Source organism: Methylophilus sp. 5, from assembly GCF_000515275.1.
Classification (GTDB): Bacteria; Pseudomonadota; Gammaproteobacteria; order Burkholderiales; family Methylophilaceae; genus Methylophilus.
Genome location: NZ_KI911560.1, coordinates 920,864 through 940,002, shown reverse-complemented (window position 1 = coordinate 940,002; position 19,139 = coordinate 920,864). Strand labels below are relative to the sequence as shown.

Annotated in this window: 21 protein-coding genes and 1 tRNA gene; 10 read left to right on the top strand and 12 right to left on the bottom strand. The window is 43.2% G+C overall.

Features of this window, described 5'->3' with window-relative positions; genetic code table 11:
• Positions 1–40 precede the first annotated feature (40 nt).
• The 8 genes from rpsU (at position 41) to METH5_RS15740 (ending at position 6,813) form a co-directional block, all read left to right on the top strand.
• Entirely contained in the window at positions 41–253 is a 213-nt protein-coding gene (gene rpsU, locus METH5_RS0104405; RefSeq protein ID WP_018987466.1) for a 30S ribosomal protein S21, read from the top strand.
• Positions 254–386: 133 nt separating this feature from the next.
• The gene (locus tag METH5_RS0104400; protein ID WP_029147366.1) at positions 387–830 is read left to right on the top strand and encodes a GatB/YqeY domain-containing protein; all 444 of its coding nucleotides are present in this window, start codon (positions 387–389) and stop codon (positions 828–830) included.
• A gap of 78 nt (positions 831–908) precedes the next feature.
• Entirely contained in the window at positions 909–2,648 is a 1,740-nt protein-coding gene (dnaG, locus tag METH5_RS0104395; protein WP_029147365.1) for a DNA primase, read from the top strand.
• Positions 2,649–2,799: 151 nt separating this feature from the next.
• A complete protein-coding gene (gene rpoD, locus METH5_RS0104390; RefSeq protein WP_029147364.1) occupies positions 2,800–4,749 on the top strand; it encodes an RNA polymerase sigma factor RpoD in 1,950 nt (649 codons plus the stop codon).
• 20 nt (positions 4,750–4,769) lie between these two features.
• A tRNA-Ile gene (locus tag METH5_RS0104385) sits at positions 4,770–4,848 on the top strand.
• A gap of 165 nt (positions 4,849–5,013) precedes the next feature.
• A complete protein-coding gene (locus METH5_RS0104380) occupies positions 5,014–5,757 on the top strand; it encodes a hypothetical protein (RefSeq protein ID WP_029147363.1) in 744 nt (247 codons plus the stop codon).
• On the top strand, positions 5,754–6,197 hold the full coding sequence (locus tag METH5_RS0104375) for a DUF488 family protein (protein WP_029147362.1): 444 nt from the start codon (positions 5,754–5,756) through the stop codon (positions 6,195–6,197). The genes METH5_RS0104380 and METH5_RS0104375 overlap by 4 nt, the downstream gene beginning before the upstream one ends.
• Entirely contained in the window at positions 6,190–6,813 is a 624-nt protein-coding gene (locus METH5_RS15740; protein ID WP_198290679.1) for a DUF4326 domain-containing protein, read from the top strand. The genes METH5_RS0104375 and METH5_RS15740 overlap by 8 nt, the downstream gene beginning before the upstream one ends.
• A gap of 2 nt (positions 6,814–6,815) precedes the next feature.
• Here METH5_RS15740 and METH5_RS0104365 read toward each other — a convergent pair whose 3' ends face one another.
• The 9 genes from METH5_RS0104365 to METH5_RS14740 all read right to left on the bottom strand — a co-directional run bounded on the left by METH5_RS0104365 (position 6,816) and on the right by METH5_RS14740 (position 14,247).
• The gene (locus tag METH5_RS0104365) at positions 6,816–7,916 is read right to left on the bottom strand and encodes an XRE family transcriptional regulator (protein ID WP_029147360.1); all 1,101 of its coding nucleotides are present in this window, start codon (positions 7,914–7,916) and stop codon (positions 6,816–6,818) included.
• A 9-nt stretch (positions 7,917–7,925) separates the two neighbouring features.
• Entirely contained in the window at positions 7,926–8,600 is a 675-nt protein-coding gene (locus tag METH5_RS14755) for a hypothetical protein (RefSeq protein ID WP_051412854.1), read from the bottom strand.
• A gap of 120 nt (positions 8,601–8,720) precedes the next feature.
• Entirely contained in the window at positions 8,721–10,511 is a 1,791-nt protein-coding gene (locus METH5_RS15185; protein WP_051412852.1) for a replication endonuclease, read from the bottom strand.
• Positions 10,512–10,520: 9 nt separating this feature from the next.
• Entirely contained in the window at positions 10,521–10,724 is a 204-nt protein-coding gene (locus tag METH5_RS0104350) for an AlpA family transcriptional regulator (RefSeq protein ID WP_029147359.1), read from the bottom strand.
• A gap of 200 nt (positions 10,725–10,924) precedes the next feature.
• Positions 10,925–11,233 carry a 4-fold beta flower protein gene (locus tag METH5_RS16000; protein ID WP_369758914.1) on the bottom strand — a complete coding sequence of 103 codons (309 nt, stop codon included), beginning with the start codon at positions 11,231–11,233 and terminating at the stop codon, positions 10,925–10,927.
• A 9-nt stretch (positions 11,234–11,242) separates the two neighbouring features.
• Positions 11,243–11,614, bottom strand: coding sequence for a hypothetical protein (locus tag METH5_RS0104345; RefSeq protein WP_029147358.1), 372 nt, complete (start codon positions 11,612–11,614; stop codon positions 11,243–11,245).
• 94 nt (positions 11,615–11,708) lie between these two features.
• Complete coding sequence (locus METH5_RS15180; protein WP_051412850.1) at positions 11,709–12,068, bottom strand: hypothetical protein; 360 nt, start codon at positions 12,066–12,068, stop codon at positions 11,709–11,711.
• Between the two features lie 136 nt (positions 12,069–12,204).
• Complete coding sequence (locus tag METH5_RS0104335) at positions 12,205–13,038, bottom strand: hypothetical protein (RefSeq protein ID WP_029147357.1); 834 nt, start codon at positions 13,036–13,038, stop codon at positions 12,205–12,207.
• Between the two features lie 3 nt (positions 13,039–13,041).
• A complete protein-coding gene (locus METH5_RS14740; RefSeq protein WP_036307594.1) occupies positions 13,042–14,247 on the bottom strand; it encodes an integrase family protein in 1,206 nt (401 codons plus the stop codon).
• Positions 14,248–14,554: 307 nt separating this feature from the next.
• Here METH5_RS14740 and METH5_RS0104325 point away from each other — a divergent pair, with 307 nt between their 5' ends.
• Positions 14,555–14,908, top strand: coding sequence for a hypothetical protein (locus METH5_RS0104325; protein WP_029147356.1), 354 nt, complete (start codon positions 14,555–14,557; stop codon positions 14,906–14,908).
• A 211-nt stretch (positions 14,909–15,119) separates the two neighbouring features.
• Here the strand turns inward: METH5_RS0104325 and METH5_RS0104320 are convergent, their stop codons facing one another.
• Entirely contained in the window at positions 15,120–15,560 is a 441-nt protein-coding gene (locus METH5_RS0104320) for a helix-turn-helix domain-containing protein (RefSeq protein ID WP_029147355.1), read from the bottom strand.
• Between the two features lie 115 nt (positions 15,561–15,675).
• Here METH5_RS0104320 and METH5_RS0104315 point away from each other — a divergent pair, with 115 nt between their 5' ends.
• Positions 15,676–16,851, top strand: a complete 1,176-nt coding sequence (locus METH5_RS0104315) for an MFS transporter (RefSeq protein WP_051412849.1) — start codon at positions 15,676–15,678, stop codon at positions 16,849–16,851.
• Between the two features lie 161 nt (positions 16,852–17,012).
• On the opposite strand, the gene METH5_RS0104310 is transcribed toward METH5_RS0104315, so the two are convergent.
• Positions 17,013–18,011, bottom strand: coding sequence for a PEP-CTERM domain protein (locus tag METH5_RS0104310; protein ID WP_029147353.1), 999 nt, complete (start codon positions 18,009–18,011; stop codon positions 17,013–17,015).
• 22 nt (positions 18,012–18,033) lie between these two features.
• A complete protein-coding gene (locus METH5_RS0104305) occupies positions 18,034–18,723 on the bottom strand; it encodes a lamin tail domain-containing protein (protein WP_029147352.1) in 690 nt (229 codons plus the stop codon).
• Positions 18,724–19,139 lie beyond the last annotated feature (416 nt).

Genomic DNA, 19,139 nt, shown 5'->3' with positions numbered 1-19,139 from the left:
CTAACAAGTTACTAACCATTTTTGAAGGATAGGGATTTACATGACCGCTATTCGTGTGAAAGAGAACGAACCGTTTGATGTTGCAATGCGCCGCTTCAAGCGTTTGATTGAAAAAACCGGTTTGTTGAACGACTTGCGTGCACGCGAGTTCTACGAAAAACCAACTTGGGAACGTAAACGTAAAGCGGCTGCTGCAGTTAAGCGTCAGTACCGCCGTCTGCGCAACCAACAGTTGCCGACAAAACTCTACTAATTTTAGTGGATGTGTCATCACGGTTAACCGTTTTCAGGTTAACCGGCAATGCGAAGGTTGTGGGTTTCCGCAACCTTTAGCTTTTTTAAAGCCTTAATTTTTAGCCGCGGTTTACGCAGATAAAGAGCATTCTATGAGCCTGAAAGCACAGATCACCGAAGACATGAAAACCGCTATGCGGGCCAAGGACATGCCTAAGCTGGGTGTGATTCGTTTGCTGCAAGCTGCCATCAAGCAGCGCGAAGTGGATGAGCGTATTGAGCTGGATGATGATGCTGTGATTGCGGCCATTGAAAAAATGCTCAAGCAGCGCCGTGACTCGATTACCGCTTTTGAAGGTGCTAATCGGCATGACCTGGCTGATCAGGAAAAGTTTGAAGTCACTGTGTTGCAAGGCTATCTGCCTGCGCAGTTGAGTGAAGATGAAATTAACACCATCATCGCTAAAGTGGTGGCTGACACTGGTGCTGCGGGTGCCAAAGACATGGGTAAAGTGGTTGGTGCGGTGAAGCCGCTAGTGGCAGGCAAGGCAGATATGGCGAAAGTCTCTGGTTTGATTAAGGCTGCGTTAGGTTGATTGCACGATGACTGCACAAACAATGGGGCGCATTTTGCGCCCTTTGTTTTTTAGTGCGCATAGGCGATACTTGCATTTATGATCCCCGAAAGTTTTATTCAAGAACTGCTTAATCGCGTAGATATTGTCGAAGTGATCGACAAGGCAGTGCCACTGAAAAAAGCCGGGGCCAATTACTCGGCCTGTTGTCCGTTTCATAACGAAAAATCCCCCAGTTTTACCGTCAGCCCAACCAAGCAGTTCTATCATTGCTTTGGCTGTGGTGCGCATGGCTCTGCCCTGAGCTTTTTAATGGAGTACAACGGCCTCAGTTTTGTCGAGGCGATTCACGACCTGGCCAAGCAGATCGGTATGATCGTGCCACAAGAGCAGCGTGACCCTAGCCAGCCCGCGCCACCTTCAAAAGCCGTGCTCTTAAGTTTGCAAGAGACACTGCAGCAAGCTGCTAATTATTACAAGGCAGAGCTCAAAAAATCGCCGCGTGCGATTGATTACCTGAAAACGCGCGGGTTAAGCGGGCAAGTTGCGGCCAAGTTTCAGGTGGGTTATGCCCCGGCCGGTTGGCAAAACTTGCAGACGGTGTTTCCGCAATATGAGGCTGAGGCGTTGGAAACCGCCGGGCTGGTGGTGCAAAACGAGCAGGGGCGCCGTTATGACCGGTTTCGTGACCGTATTATTTTCCCTATTCATAACCAAAAAGGCGAAGTGATTGGGTTTGGCGGACGCGTGATTAACCCGGAAGATAGCCCCAAATATTACAACTCGCCAGAAACGCCGGTGTTTCAAAAAGGCCATGAGTTGTATGGCCTGTTTATGGCGCGGCGCGCCATCCGCGATGCGGGCCGGGTGCTAGTGGTTGAAGGCTATATGGATGTGGTGGCGCTCGCGCAATATGGCATTGAGTATGCGGTAGCCGCGTTGGGCACAGCAACCACGCCGTTTCACATTGCCAAGTTGATGCGGCAAACAGACGAAATTGTATTTAGTTTTGATGGCGACAAAGCCGGGCGCACCGCCGCCTGGCGCGCAGTGATGAATGCCTTGCCAGCGATTAAAGATGGCCTTAAGTTGCGTTTTTTATTTTTGCCTGCCGAGCATGACCCTGACAGTTTTGTACGCGAGTTTGGCAAAGAGGCGTTTGAGGCCGAGATGGATAAAGCCATGCCGTTGTCGCAATACATCATTCAGCATTTAAGTGAGCACAACCCCATGGCTTCGCAAGAGGATAAAGTGCAGTTTTTAAATGATGCGGAGCCTATCCTCAAGCAGATTCAGGCGCCGCGTTATGCCATGCTGCTACGCAAAAAGGTCGCTGAGATGACCGGGCTTGCATCGGGTGAAATGCAGCGCATGCTCAAATTGCCCGACCCGGTTAAAACCAAGCAAAAGGCCGTGCGCCAGCGCTCTCGTACTCCGTTATCGCTGTATATCCGCTTAGGGTTGATATTGCTGATGCGTCCGCAATGGGCTAAGCCTGAGCTGATGGCAGAAATTGTTGGCGAGGGTGATGAGGAGCACATGTTGCGGGTGGTGGTGAGGGCCGCCATAGCCAAGCCTGAGTCGCGGCCGGTGGTTTTGCTGCAAATGATCGCTCCCTATATTTCTGAGGTGTTGCAACACCAATTGCAGCGCGAGTTGTCTTTATTAGACGAAACCTTAGACTTTACGCTTGAATTTGAAGGGGCGTGTACCCAATTATCAGACATGGCGCTCATTGCGCGTGAAAAGTCCCTGTTGGGGCGGCTGACTGAAAAGCCATTTTCTACGCTGTCGGATGCTGAGCGCGAGGCCTTGCGACAGTTAACCAGCAAGCGCTAGTCGGCACTATTCCCTAAAAACCGTATGGACATGCTTAAAAAACATGCAAAAATCTGGTAAAATAAAGGGTTTCCCGTAATGCTAAATCGAGTGATGTGCCTGTAGCAGAAGCCAACACTCGGCATCAATCATTTTAGAGGTGGAATCGGCCATGGCCAGACCCAAAGCAGATAAAAGTTTAGACAAAGAACTCGGAATCAACGAAGTCGAAACACACAAAGACCCCGCTACCCAGGCAATGGATGCCGAGGCACGTCGTACCCGCCTGAAAACCCTGATTGTTCTGGGTAAAGAGCGCGGTTATTTGACCTACGCCGAAATTAATGACCACCTGCCCGATGACGTGCAAGACTCCGAGCAGATCGAGAGCATTATCGGCATGATCAATGACATGGGTATCCAGGTGTATGAAGAAGCGCCGGATGCCGAAGTCTTGTTGATGTCTGATGCACCACCTGCTGTGACTGACGAAGATGCCGCAGAAGAAGCTGAGCAGGCGTTGGCAACGGTAGACTCCGAGTTTGGCCGCACCACTGACCCGGTACGTATGTACATGCGCGAAATGGGTACGGTAGACCTGTTAACGCGTGAGGGTGAAATTGAGATCGCCAAGCGTATCGAAGATGGCCTCAAACACATGGTGCAGGCCATTGCCGCCTGTCCAACCACCATTGCCCAGTTGCTGGACATGGTGGATAAAGTCGAAAAAGACGAAATGAGTGTCGATGATCTGGTCGACGGTTTGATTGATAGCGATCTAGGCTTGGATGATGCATTGGCCGTGGCCGACGCAGAAGAAGAGGACGCCGCTGACGAAGAAGAGGACGAAGACGACGAAGATGGTGATGCAAAAGCATCCGCTTTGTCCGCCGAAGCACTGGCCAGACTCAAGGTTGAAGTTTTGGCGCGCTTTGCCGTGATTCGTGCTGCCAACACCACCATGAACAGCATCCGCGCAGCCAAAGGCACCAATGATGCTGAGTACAAAGCCCTGCATCAGCAAGTGCTGGACGAACTGACCGCTTTCCGTTTTTCTGCCAAACAAGTAGAAGCCCTGTGTGACCAGGTGCGCCACATGGTAGAAGAAGTGCGCACGCATGAACGCAAGATCATGGATTTCTGCGTGGAAAAAGCAGGCATGCCGCGTCAGCAATTTATTAAAAGCTTTGTTGGCAACGAAATTAACCTGACCTGGTTAGATGGTGAGTTGGCTGGAAACCCTGCCTACGCAGAACGGTTGAGCCGCTTTAGACACTCGATTCTTGACCAGCAAGAGCGCCTGCAAAACTTGCAGATTCGCGTAGGCTTGCCAATTAAAGAGCTGCGCGAAATCAACAAACAAATGACCACTGGCGAAGCCCGTGCCCGTCGCGCCAAACGCGAAATGATCGAGGCCAACCTGCGTCTGGTGATTTCAATTGCTAAAAAATACACCAACCGTGGCCTGCAATTCTTGGATCTGATTCAAGAAGGCAACATCGGCCTGATGAAAGCCGTGGATAAGTTTGAATACCGCCGTGGTTACAAGTTTTCAACTTACGCCACCTGGTGGATTCGCCAGGCCATCACGCGTTCAATCGCTGACCAGGCACGCACCATCCGTATCCCGGTGCACATGATCGAAACCATCAACAAGATGAACCGTATCAGCCGCCAGATTCTGCAAGAAACCGGCCTCGAACCTGATCCGGCCACCTTGGCTGAAAAAATGGAAATGCCGGAAGAAAAAATCCGCAAAATCCTTAAAATCAGCAAAGAGCCAATTTCGATGGAAACGCCGATTGGTGACGACGAAGACTCCCATTTGGGCGACTTTATCGAAGACAACACCACCCTGGCGCCTATGGACGCAGCGGTATATGCCAGCCTGCGCGACGCCACCAGTGAAGTGCTGGAGTCACTGACCCCGCGCGAAGCAAAAGTACTGCGTATGCGCTTTGGTATCGAAATGAACACCGACCACACGCTAGAAGAAGTGGGCAAACAGTTTGATGTCACCCGTGAACGTATCCGCCAGATTGAAGCCAAAGCACTGCGTAAACTGCGCCACCCAACGCGCTCTGAGCGCCTGCGTAGCTTCTTAGAAAACGGACAAGATTAGTTTATAATCGAACGCTTTTCGGCCCCTTAGCTCATGCTTGGTTAGAGCAGCGGACTCATAATCCGTTGGTGCTGTGTTCGACTCACAGAGGGGCCACCAATAAAATCAAAGGGTTACGGTAATTCGTAACCCTTTAGTTTTTTATAGTAGCCGTATAGTAGCCAGTATCTGGCTCATTTATTTATGATTGTCATTAACTATTATTCAAGTTCATGAATTTATTTCGTACAATAACTTAATAAAATTCAGAGGGGATAATTAAGAATGAATCAGCTAATAATCACTGACTTAACAAGGTTCAGAGAAGGCAATAATGATGTTTGTATAGCTGGTGTAGATATTCAAACAGGGGAATGTATAAGACCGCTTTTTTTGCGCGGGGATGGCTCAAATAAGACAAGGTACATTAATCAGACGGAATGTAAGAAATACAATATATTGGCGGGGAGTATCATTTCTGGTGACTTTAGCACTACCCCGCCTATATCAATGCCTCACAGAGAAGATCGTATATGGAGTGCACCCAAACTTGAAGGACCTTGTACTTCAGATCAGTTTTTAAATGTTCTCAAGCTAACTAATCAACAATCTGTGATACAAGGCTTTGGTGTTCCACTAGCATCACCTAAGCATATTGATGTAAGCCAAGCGAAAAGTATTAAATCATCTATCATTACAGTTAAAGTGCCCGTCGCACATTTAGAAATTGTCAGAAATACTTTTGAAGATCGAAAAATTCAAATTCATTTTACCGACTATGCTGGACAAGATTTTAGATATTTAGCTATAACTGATTTTGGTTTTTTTAATTACATTATTGAAAAATCCAGAGATATAAATGCCTCAGTAGCAGAAGTGAATCATTTTATACAGCAACAATCTGATGTTTATCTCAGAGTTGGTTTAAGCAGAGCATTTCAGCAAGGTGATCGTATGGGATTTTGGCTTCAAGTTAATGGTATTTATACTTTTCCACATTACCTACAAGAAATTCGAAGTTATAAATGACAAAAATTTTGACTATTGGGTTTACACAAACAACAGCAAAAAGCTTCTTTTCAAGTTTAAGAAATGCTGGCGTTCAGAAGTTAATTGATGTCCGATTAAATAATGTTTCTCAGTTAGCTGGGTATGCCAAAAAAGAAGATCTGAAATTTTTTCTTAATGAGATTTGTAAGGCTGAATATATACATCTGCCAGAGTTGGCGCCGACTAAAGAGATATTAGACCCTTACAAAAAAGGTAATGGTGCATGGTCTGTCTATGAAGAAAAGTTTATTAACTTGATGGAAAAACGAAGAGTAGAGAGTCTGTTTGAAGCTACATATTTTGATAATGCTTGCTTATTGTGCAGTGAAAAGCAACCACATCATTGTCATCGAAGATTGGTTGTTGAATATCTGAATAGCAAATGGGGCGGATCTTTAGAGGTAAAGCATCTTGTTTAGTGAAGATTTATTTTCTGTTCATGACAATATTGTTCTCATAGCTTATCCAAGTCGTTTCGCAGAAAAAGATTTTTTTCTTAGTAAGATTGCTAATGTTTTGGATGGCTTTAATGATTTCATCATCATAGCAATCGATGATAATAATCGGCTTATAGAAAAGAATTTTTCTTTACATGTTTTGCAGGTAATTGGCTCAGGAGACATCACTGATAAGGAGGTCAATTCTATCCTTGATAAAGTCACACATAGCATTATTTTCTGGGATGGCGAAGAACTTAATAAATTTGTGCATGCCGTACTTTGCGCTAAAAAACCCTACAAAATTATCCCAGTTAGAACAACAAAAGTTGCTAATAAAGATAGGGGGGATGAATTCGATGTATATATTGGGCGTAAAGGCCCTTGGGGTAATCCGTACATAATAGGGCGAGATGGTGAACGCGCTGAAGTAATTGAAAAATATAGAGATTTCTTTTATAAAAAGATATTAACTGATCCAGCAAAGAAAAAGGCCTTACATAAACTTAAGGGAATGAGGCTTGGGTGCCATTGCAAACCAGCCGCATGCCATGGTGATGTAATCGCTGAGTATTTGAATACAATTGAAAGTGAATAAGATTATTTAACCAATGTTAAAGTTGGCTTGTTATGAACAGTAGTTGTCACTGGATTATCTGACGCAGCTAAACCAGAAATCATTAAACCAAAGGTTAAATTGTCGATTTCGTCTGATTCAATATTGAGAGTATTCGCAATATTGAGCTTTGTAATACCGTCCTCTTTTAGAAGCTCAAATACCTTCGACAATGTCTGAGACATTTCTCTTCTTATTGGATTGGGTTCATTCGTGCGATAGCCTTTTTTGGCAATCTGAATACATAAGTTGCGATAATTCCACTCGCTGAACAACGACAGCTGATTCATTCTATATGCTAAAGCTGCAAGTGATACTCCCCAAATGTCCTTTAGGTTTATTAATTTATCGATTGTAGGTACATTTGGGGCGTGGGCAATAACACTTGTTCTGGGCATTAAAAAAGATGAAGCAAATAAATTAGCTTCTCTTTCCATTTGCGGACTATGAGAGTTCCCATGCAACATATTGTGCCTGTCTCTTAATAGGTGCCCTAATTCATGAGCGGCATCGAATCGACTATGTTCTGCGGATTTGTACGTATTTAAAAAGATAAAAGGTTTGTTGTTGTGCCAAACGCTGAATGCATCGACCTCTCTAGCATTAATAGCTAATGAGTAAACTCTAATGCCGCGTGATTCAAGTAAATGAATCAAATTACCTATCGGTGCCTCCCCTAATCCCCAGATGCGTCGAATTGATGATGCGGCATCTTCAGGACTCAAATCTCCTAAGTCTGGCAAATCTGCTTCTGGCAGTTTAAATTTAGATTCAATGAATTCATTAAGAAGAAAAGCTAAAGTCCCAGCACTTAATGCACTATTTTTTATGGTTGCACTCATTTTAGACATTGATCTAAACGATGCTGTTGTTTCATTAATTAGGGGTAGGTCAGGGCCGAGGAAAAAGTTTTTTGGGAAATTCAAAGCTAACGCAATAGCTTCTAGTCTCTGTTCTTCAGGACAGTATTCCCCTAACTCATACCCCTGAATAGAGCGCACCTCAATACCAAGTTCTTTTGCAAGTTTTGCTTTAGACCACGCTCGCCTAATTCTTGCAAATTGTAGTCTATTGGGATTAATCATTTCTTCTCATTACAATCTTCGTTCAATTGGTATGTCTATCGGCGGCGTAGGTTTGGGTTTTTCGATTAAAACACCCGGATCTAATATAATTGGTTTGAAGATTAATCGAGTTGCCCAATCCATAATTTTCTTATTTTTGAATTTCGATGGCAATGATAATTCTGCTCTTATCTCTTTATCACCGCTTTTAGATTTCTCAACGTGGTATAGAAGCACCCAAAGCTGAGTGCCGGAGATCCCTTTTTTTAATTTTGATAAGGCTGCATTTTCAAATAGTTCGTACTGTTGATTAATTGCAACTGCATTATCAACGACAGCACCTTTACTGGCTTGATTTGACGGATCCCCAAATTCCTTACCTGTATCTATATTTCCTGTCATAACTATGATCATGATGTCTTTGGATGGAGAAACAATCATAGGGCAGTTTTTGAAGTCTTTTTTGTGCCACCCTTTAACTATTAATGAGGTTCTTAAGGCTGGAATAAAAGCGTGCCAATGATAAGTACCAGCTGCCGTTGGTGCATGAGCAGGAGTTGCTTCTTGCCGAGCCTCGTAACCTCTTAAATTTGCTTCACGGAAAATACTTTCGTTTAGGTTTGGCTCTAGCTCATTTAGATAGGCTTCAACCTCTACTGGATCAGTTATAACTTTACAGTTTGATGCATGTGGATTCGTTAACATTTTAAGGACCTTAGGTGACTTCCGATTAATCTACCACAATTGTAGGTAATAAAACCGGAAGTTTGAAATTTTATTTAAAAATAAGATCCAGTACAGTTATTGACAGTACTCCAAGTAAACCTAAGGGCCGTTGGCCCTTATTTTTTCAAAGACCCCTTGCTCTAGATTCGATTTCTCGGTATCGCTTACCGACTTAACAGTCCATTTATGTAATCTAGTGAGTACACTTACGTTTTCAGCTTCAACACCTGTGATTTTGTAGCCTTTAGGCTCTTGATAACGATTAGGCTCATCACTCCAAGTGCGTAAGACCTGAATAGGGCGTTCTTTGCGTTTAGCGAATGGGCCACCCATGGCTTCAATGAAGTCTCCCCATTTTTTATTATCGGCAGCGGTATGGGCTTGTTTTATAACCCCAGTAAGACCTTCCCCTGAAATTCGTCTTAACTCTCGCCATACGGTCACAGGAGGGCCTCCAACTGTCTGAAATTGACGGATCTTCCATACGGAAGCCCAAGCTACGATTCGTTCAGCAGCAGTATTTGCTTCAGTTCCATAAAGATCCTCTTCTAATCCATAACCATCTATGGATTTACTGATGTACTTAGCGATATAACCTGTTGCCCGCCCGATGGAAAAATCAATCTTCACATCTTCAAAACGATGTTTGTCCGCACCAGCTTCGTCAGGGCTGTCACGTAAAGCATATTCGCGTAAAACTGAAGTAAGTTTTTCGGCATGCTCAGGACATACGAATAACAACAAATGCCAATGCGGGGTTGCATCATGATGTGGTTCGGCCACTCTGATCCCATAGTAAAGAATACCCATACGAGCAAGTTTTGCTCGTATTAGCGACCATAGTTTGACGAGGTATTTTTGAGCTTGACGTGGAGTTGTACCATCATATTTTGGATTAGCATCTCCAGATGCAGATAAGCGTGCATGCATTCTTGATGGGCAAGTGATCGTGTAAAACATACCTGAAAAACCATACCGTTTTGCAATTTCTTCCATGCCAGCAACGCGCGTCATGATCTCGTGACGGCGATTTTTTGGATTTGCCAATGAGTGTTCGGCAAGGTCGAGAAGGCTAAATTCTTCTCCCTCTTCGTTTACAAGAAATGTATTTTCGAGCTTTCGTTTGTTACGGCGCTTTTGTTGTTTGATGCGCTCGAACGATTCGTTACTAACGTATATGTTGGCATGTTTATGGACCATTCCTAAATCGATACCGTATTTCTCTACGGTACGTATCGTTATGTTACGTAACGTAGTACGCCACCACTTGTCATCGCAAAGCCTGTTTAGAATGCCTGTTACCTTACGTTGATAATCCTTTGAAACCTCTGTAACGGTAACCGTATCCGTTACAGCGGCAGTTCCCGTTACCGTAACGGGAATATTGGGGTCTCTAATGGTGAGGCTATCAATGAGTGGGGTATCAATACGAGGGTCACCAATGTGAGCGTATCCTGCTAAGGAGTCGGTGCTAAATATTTTATTGAAGCGTGAGGCAATGTTGATTTTATGGCGACGCTTAATATAAGCAGTTACAGCAATTAAAGCTTTCTTGGGCGTCTGAAATTGCGAGCGATAATAACGGCACTCAGAAGCAAGCTGTTTTGCGAAGTCGATTAACTCATCGTCACTTGCAGATAATTTAAGCGACCGTTGGTCTAGGTCATCTTTGACATCTAGCAAAAATAAGTTAGCTTCTCGGCGGCCTTTTGATTCGTGAATGGCGTTGTATCGAAGGGCTACAGGAATAGCAAATTGAAGTGGCAATCCTTCAAGAATATTTCGACGAAATACCCAGTCGCTAACATCCGGCTCATCATGTTTGTGAGCGATGATCTCAGCTTGAGAAGCGTTTTCAGGGAACGGCCTAAATCCGAATGCATCACGCATTGCAGAGCCTTATCGTTTGCCTGTGTCGCTTGTAGATTTACGAGTGCGAGACTCGATATATGCATTGAGATCTTCAAGGCGATAGCGCACCGCACGATCACCAATTTTGATGAAAGGCACTTTAGCGCCCGCCCAGCGATCCCGTTCTAGAAACGCCTTGCTCAGGCCAAGAATAAGTGCTGCATCTTTAGTTTTTAAGAGTTGAGTTGTCATAACCATGTCTTTGTTTGTTGAACATGGTCGAGAATTTAAGGTTTTGGAATGTATACGTGAATGATTGACTGAGGAGAGGTATATCAACCTGAGCAAAAGTATACTTTTGCTCAGTGAAGTACACTTTTGATAAGAGATTAAGATTATTAAATGTAGTTTCTCTTTATGGAGGATTACACCAGTCTGATTTAACTCTATATTTATGCGTAAACATCACTGTAAGGAAATGGGAGTCCAAATTTAGGCAGTCTCGGCAGAGGTGGCAAAGGAGGCAGTGGTGGTAAGGGAGGTAAGGGTGGCATCAATGGCAGCCGTGGTGGTTCGTTGGCTTTCCGAACAACTCTGTCGTCTTCTAATATGTAGCCGATAAATTGGCCTTGGGGCGAATAGAATTCGTTTCCTTTAACTACGAAGCCAAGCCATTTTGAATTTGGACTGAACACATTGTCGTCTCTGACAAAAGCAACATATTGTCCGCGAGTATTAAAAAGATAACGTGCCTGTGACATGTACATAAATTAGCGCTTAAAAGTGATGTATATGCCAGCTGCGGTGAGCGTAGTGCCGACAATCAATGAGGCTAGACCAGGCCATGATGTTCCATTGGTCAGTAAATTGACTCCAAAACCAATACTTACGTTGCTTACTGCTAAAAGAATAGCGCCTACAGTTGAGTTGTTACGCTGCTTATCATAAGCATCAACATATGTTTTTAGTGTGTTGTTATCATTTTTTAGAGCATTGTTTTCATCGACTAGTTGTCGGTAATAGTGAAGAAGCATTTTAATTGCAACAGCATTTCCTGTAAGCTCGTCAGGAGTTAAGCCAGCTAACTCAATTGTAGATAGCCCAAGAATGGAATTCTGCTTTCCTTCTTTCTGATCACTCATTGATGCTCCTTTTCGCTGGCTGCCTACTATGGCTCTTATTCAAGCAGGTTTACTAAACCGTTGCTATAAGCGACACTCTAATGGGACGTTTTAGCTAGAAATCTTCATTCCGCACCAGCCAATTATCATTCGGCTCCAGTCCTGCGTTAATTGCTCCAACAAGAAATGTTGTCGTAGTCTGGATTGCTGCGTCAATAGCCTCCTCTTCAGAGGCGAAATTAACACGGGATGGATGGTAAGGAGTTGCTTGCGTTGGAGTGTGGACGTGGTGGCTAACATCAAACAAATAAGGAAATTCAGCTAAACCATAACCAAGCCAAATGCGAATATTTATTTTGGGATGATAATGATCATGCCCAACATCAAGATAAACTTTGGCTTCGCGAACAAGTACGTATGCCTCGATAACCCCATTATTGTTTGAGATTCGTTCTAGTGCCTGATCAATCGTCATGAAAATACTCCGTGAATTGATTGGTTGTAGACATGAGTTATATGTTGATGTCTTTAAGTGGATAATAATGCATTCATGCGCGGCCTAACAACTTCTTTTGGTATGTGGAGGGCTTATTGCACATAGGCTTGCTTGCTCATTTAGTAGACCTTTTGAATGCTGCGATCCACTTCTCAAATTGTTTGATTGGATCATCGTTTTGAAGGACATTCTTGCCTTCAAAAGTTAACCTATTTGTGCTTTCATCAAACAGGACTAATTCTTCCCTCACTAACCTATTAAAAATTTTGTGTGCTGCTGAACGCATGCTGTGGTTTTGATAGTCGCAAAGATAAAGTGACTCAATCTTTTTTCGAAGTGGGCTGTACTTTTGTGCATACTTTTGTATTGAGGCTTTTCGCGCTTTTTCAGTTTTCAAAACCTCATATAAGTGTTTTTGGTCGCTTAAAACTTCTGCATAAGCTAAAGCTTGATAGGCCTCTGGTAGATTCTCTTTTGCTTTCTTAAATAAGTTTTCAATGGTTGGTTTTGGGAATAAGGGAGGAGCCTCCGTACTGTTGGTTTTGTGTATAGATCCCGCAATTAGCTCCGCATAAAAGAGAGTCATCATTGCGAAGATCTGAGACCAGCTAAATTGACACAGCGTATTGAAATTGGCGAGGGATACATTGTTAATATTCGAGTAAAAGGCTTGAACGGTATTGTCAGTTGGGATGATCTCTAAACTCTGCCCCCTATCGGTTACGGGAATCGAAGTAGATAGATCTAAATTTCTATATGGATTCTTGAAGTCTGGATGGCGGACGAATTGATTTAGCTCTTCAATTGCGACTTTTAATTGCTCAGATGTAAAACCTGTAAGAAGCTTTCTGGCTCGATGGATAAGCTCGATATATTCGATCTCGAATGGGTCAGGTAGTCGGTCATTCAAGGGATCAAAATATTTAAACTGATATGCATAGTTCTGCATGGTTTAAGCCTCGGTTTTTATTGTTTTTAAAAGGTAGTCAGTAATTCTTTGCATGGGGCTACGTAAGCGTTCTACATCACCAATAATATAACCTGCCGTAACATCGTTGCTCATTTTGTGGTTCGCTAATCTTTTGAGAGCATATGCAGATATATCTAAGCTCTCCGCAATTGTAATGAACGTTCTTCTTAAATCATGGGGTGTAAATTTGACTCCGCACTTTTCCGTGACTTTATTCATTTGTGGGCGAGGATCGTTCATATAGCCCTTGATGCCAGTACTCGGGAAAACAAACTCACTGTTGCCTGCGTTTTCATTGAACCGTTTTTGTAAGAGATCCTGTAAAAATGGCGTTAAGGGCAAAGTATGGGGCTGTCTATTTTTGGGATCTGGAAGGGTGAAAGTTTTGTTCTTAAGATCAACATTTTTCCATTCAAGGCTCAAGGCTTCCTCTCTTCGTAATCCAGTGAAAAGCAGTAACAACAAGTAATCTTTGACCGCTAAACTATTTAAGCTGGGCGAATAATTGGGAAGCTCCATCACAGCATTCAAGAATGTAGGTAAATCACTCGCTTTGATTACAGTTTGTCGGCGCTCTATTTTGTACCATGAGCGAGTTTGTGAGAGTCGCTTGATAGGGTTGTCAGCTATGATTGAGTTGCCTTCTGAATCTTCATATTTGCCATTAGCAAAATTGAATAGTGCGCGCATAAACCGCATTGCCAAATTTGCTTGGGCAGGGCTTCTCTCGCCTATAGAGCGATGCTTCTTTTCTATGAGGTCTTTGGATATATCGATAAGGGGTTTATTTTCCCACTCTTTGAAGTAGGTTTTCATAAACCGTTGGTAATCGTAAATGGTGCGAGCCTTAAGATCACTACGCGCTTTTAGGTATTGTTCAAAGGCTTGATTTACAGTTACAGATTTGGCTTTTTCTGCCTTGCTAATGTCGTTTGGATTGATGCCTCTGGCAATCATGCCTAATACATTTTTAGCTTCGTTTTTGGCCTGCTCAGCAGTGAAAATGCCATGATGACCGATAGTGACTCTGACAGTCTTATTGTTGATCTTGCTTTCAGCAAAATAGACTTTACTATTTGAGCCTACGCGCACTCCAAAACCTTTTAACTCTGAATCGCGGTAAAACATTTGCCCACTATCTGGAAAGGGTATGGAGTCGACTAAGGTTTTAGTAATTTTGTATGCCATAGCTACTGTTTGAAAATTAGTAGCCGTATAGTAGCCGAAATATTTAATGCTGTGTCAGATTTATAAAATCAATTTAAAACATAAATACACTAAAAAACAGTAAGTTATAAGTGTTATTCAAATTTACTAAAATTCATTAAAACATTAATTTTAGAACTCATAATCCGTTGGTGCTGTGTTCGACTCACAGAGGGGCCACCATTTATAAAGAGACTCAAGGTTAACGCCTTGGGTCTTTTTTTGTTTTGGGGTGAGGTAAACTAGATTATTGTCAGCCCGCGCCCTCAGTCTTTAACTTTGGAAATTTATGCAAATTAGAAATTACTGGTTTGGTTCTTTATCTGTAATTCTGGCAGTAGCATATGCTGTAATGGCATTTAATATGGGGCCCAAAGATACCCACATGGATAATTTTCTCTGGGCAAGTATGTTTTACATTCCGTTTTTTATTAGCTCATTTCAGACTTTTAAATACTCCAAAATGCTAGTAATCAAGAAAGGTTCTTGGGCATGCCTCTTTTTACTTATTGTCAGTACTGCCTCAATGATGAGTATTGGTCAAAATATGGCTGGGGCTATATTGGGGTTAATTAATCTAATTCTTTGCTATGTTCTACTTAGTCATATAAATTCTGAAAGAAAACGAGCAACCCAACTCTAAACCTCTTATGTCCCTGCTTCCAACCGTACCCATAGCCGCACGCCTTGAGCCATAGCCCAACAAACAGGGGCAGGCTGCGACGCTAATCCCAGCTGAGATTGTTGGTCGTTATGTTGGCTTAGCGGGGGGGGGGGCAGGTGGGAGCTAGTTAGCGTTAATATCAGACTCGAATGTTAGGTGGGCAGTAACTACGGGAGACTCAAGGGCTAGTTTATTTAGAGACTTCTGTGCTTTCTGGAAGAATTGGATTTCCAGCTTGATCAATTGGCCTCATGAAAGGGATTGATTCTCGGGTATCTTTATTGATCAATAATGAATGTTTCTCTTTTGGGTTGTATAAGTTTCTTTCGCCCCACTGGCGAAGAGCCACTATTACTGGAAACAAGCTCTTACCTTTTACAGTTAAAACATACTCTAGATACGCTGTTCCATCGGTGGCATCTTGTGTTTTGAGTATTTCTGCTTCAACCAATTTTCGAAGTCGATCAGAGAGAATGTTTTTAGCAACTCCAAGACTGCCCTGAAACTCTCCAAAACGTTTTAATCCATCAAACGCATCTCTAACAATCAATAGAGACCATCTATCGCCCACAAGCTCAGTAGACCTTGCTACAGGACAGTTATCCTCACTGAATGACTTACGTGTTGCCATTAAGATGCCTAAAGTTAAACTTTATTGGTTGCATTTTAAAACTACATTCTTTAGTATGCAAATGGTTTTATTTTGAAACTAGATAGTCGGTTGGATATTATTTCGGAAATCTTCAATGACACAATTGTCCAAGAATCAGATTTTTCTGTTAGCAATAGCTAGTGGAGCAAGTGTGGCAAATGTTTATTATGCGCAGCCACTTTTGGATACTTTGGCTGAAGGTTTTAAGATCAGCCATGCAGCTATTGGCGGGGTAGTGACTTTCAGCCAGATTGGAAGTGCTATGGCATTGCTCTTTCTTGTTCCAATCGGTGATTTGTTAAATCGCCGCAACCTTATATTGAGACTAATCTTAGCGTTAGTTGTTGCTCTGATCCTTTTAAGTTTATCCAAGACTGAAACCCATTTGTACCTTGGAATGCTCGCAGTAGGGCTTCTTGGTACTGCAATGACTCAAGGCATCATTGCTTATGCGGCTAGTGCAGCAAATTCAGAAGCACAAGGGTATGTTGTAGGGGTTGTTCAGAGTGGTGTGTTCATTGGACTGTTATTAGCTCGTGTAGTATCGGGCGGTATAAATGATTTAGTTGGATGGAGAGGTGTTTATTTGTTTTCCGCAGCTATGATGCTGGTAATTTTCATATTACTTTTTAATAGCCTTACGAACCAGCGCAAGCCAAGCCTGCAGACTACTTATCCTCAATTGATAATTTCAATGATCACCCTCTTAAAGCGGGACAAGGTACTACAGTTTAGAGGAATGCTGGCATTGCTAATGTTTGCCGCATTGAATGTATTTTGGAATGCTTTGGTGCTCTTACTTACTTCAAAGCCATATGAATTTTCGCATACAACTATCGGCGCTTTTGGCTTTTTTGGCCTGCTTGGAGCATTAATGGCTGGGAAAATTGGAAAGCTCTCGGATAAAGGGTATGGCAAAAGTATCACTTTCTATTCATTGCTGCTTTTGCTGGTATCGTGGGGGGCTTTAGCATTTGCAGATAAATCACTTGTCGCTCTGATTCTGGGCATCATTCTTTTAGATATGGGAGGTCAGTCTCTTCATGTAATCAATCAAAGTTTTATCTTTAGAGGTAGCGCTGAGGAGCATAGTAGGAAGGTAAGTCTGTATATGCTTTATTACTGTGTTGGTAGCGGCATAGGTGCAATATCTACAACCTATGTTTATGCGGGCTACGGATGGATTGGTACATGCGTACTAGGTAGTACTATCTGCTGGCTTGGAATATTGGTATGCAAGTTATCCACTAACCAAACAAACAGGGACTGAATGGTACGGCGGTAATCCCAGTGGGAATTGTTTGCCGTTATGTTGGCTTGGCGTGGGGGTTTGGGTTGATGCAGGTACTATGACTATAGTTGAGTGAATGCTTTATAGATAAAAGCCCTTACCATAAAACATAGTAAGGGCTTGCAGAGGGTATAGATCAATTATTCTTTGATGCGGCGACGCGTCATAAAACTCATTAATCCCAAGCCTGCTAATAGCATTCCTAAGCTATTCGCTTCTGGTACAGCAGTGATCGTTGATGAGAGTACGATTAGTTTGGAGCGTGCATCCTCAAGAGAAACACTCCCATCTTGCTCTTGCTCGGCCACTAGGTAAATCGTTCCATTTTCATCGATAGTGACACCTTCAATCGCGTTATGTGGAACCACAGATGAAAGATCAAAAGAGCTGATTAACTGGCCTTGACGGTTCACTTCAACCAACATTTTTGAACCAAGGCTCAATAAAAGTAAGTTGTCCATACCAGACGTGCCGGAAAGCGAAGTGACTGAAGAAAGCGTTTGTACGTCTGAAAGCGTAGACAAGCCCAATGTTGACGGATCAAATAATTGAGACATCGTTGCTACGCCGCTGCCATTCGTTCCAAAGGTTAATGTACCTCCAAGAATGTCTTCAGGCGCTTCTTGCTTGATGGTGACAAAACTACCGCCATTACGCGCATCGTAGCTAATCCCTTCCATGCCACTATTGCCAACGTTCGCATTACTGATTGATACGGAGTTATTAGCAAGATTTGCCGTACCGCCAGCACTATAGTTGAAGCGATAAGCGTCGTATAAACGCTCCTCACCTACGACTAAAGTGCCATTGCCTAAATAAGTCAGTCCTTCTGTGTCATGTTTAGTGCTGCCTGTATTGGTCCAATCAAAGTTCATATAGCCCAATGTCTGGCCAGTCAATGACATTTCGATCACACCAGTGCCTTCATCCCCTACAAAAAATAGTGATCCGCGATCTTGAGCGTAGGTAACCGCAGATGCTTCAAGACCAGAGATACCACCACTGGTGCCATTCAGAACATCTAAAGAGTAAGTAGCACTGACAGCGTAGTTTGCCAGATTCAGGGAACTCGCTGCATTTGCCACGGGTGCCGTACTAATCACAGCGAGTGCTGCGATAATCAATGTTGAAAGTTTCATGATGATTTAGCCTCGGCTCAATTTAAGATTTACGCTTGCGGCTGATGGCACCAATCATGGCAATACCAGCTAACAACATTGAGAGATTTTCTGGTTCGGGCACTGGTGTGGTCACCATATTAGTGATTGAACCAGGAGAGCCGATCTCTGTAGCGCTATTAGCCGCTTTAAATGCGCCGTTTACGCCAACAGTGCTCAATTGAGAAATCGCAGTGTTATTTAAACCGGCTGCATTATCAAATGTTTGGAACGGAGAGGTTGAGTCAGATGCACCGAATGTAACGTTGGCTTGTAAAGCACCTGCTGCATTGTAAATATTTACCGCATCGCCACTGGTACTTAGACCAATGCCTGAGCCACTATAGTAACCAATAGAAAAATTTGTTGGCACGTTGCTGCCGAACCAAACATTAACAAATTTGGCGGCAGTCGTAGCATTGCCTTCGACAAAGACAACTGACTGGCCAGCATTAATGCTGGTGATGCCAAGCAATGCCAAGGCTGATGAGAATGAGTTGGAGTTGTCATCTACTTTCCAACCAGTGATGTTCACTGCAGCGTTGCCTGTATTTGTTAGCTCAAACCAGTCTGCAGCTACAGCAGAGTCGCCACTACTCCAGGGAGCAACCTCGGAAATGATGATAGCTGCCTGAGCCTGGCTCACGACAGTCGACAAAATTAAAGCTACTAGGCCTGCTAAAGTTTTTTTCATAATCTTCTCCATCGTTAGAATTTTGAAATACGTGAAATTAAAAAGTCTTGGAGACTGATTCTTTACGATCACTAATCCCTAATATCTAAGCCAAGACCTGCAGAATCGTAACGAGAAAATATGAATCAATTATTAAGGGCGGAGGATGTCTTGCTTGATTTTTTATAGCTGTGATGACTAAAACTAAAAGACTCTTTCTCAAAACGGGACGCGAAAGACGAAGAGTAGGCTGAAGGTTGGTGAGTAAACTGAGCAATGTCATGCTCTTTAGGCTGTCAATGCGCTGAAGCTTAGGTAGTTATGTTGGCTTGGCGTGGGCGTTGGGATTTATCCAGACCGGAGTCACTAGCCGTATTTAGTTTTTAAATTTCTCAACAGAGTCTTTTTTTGTTCTGGTAGATAAAAGTGCGTCCTTA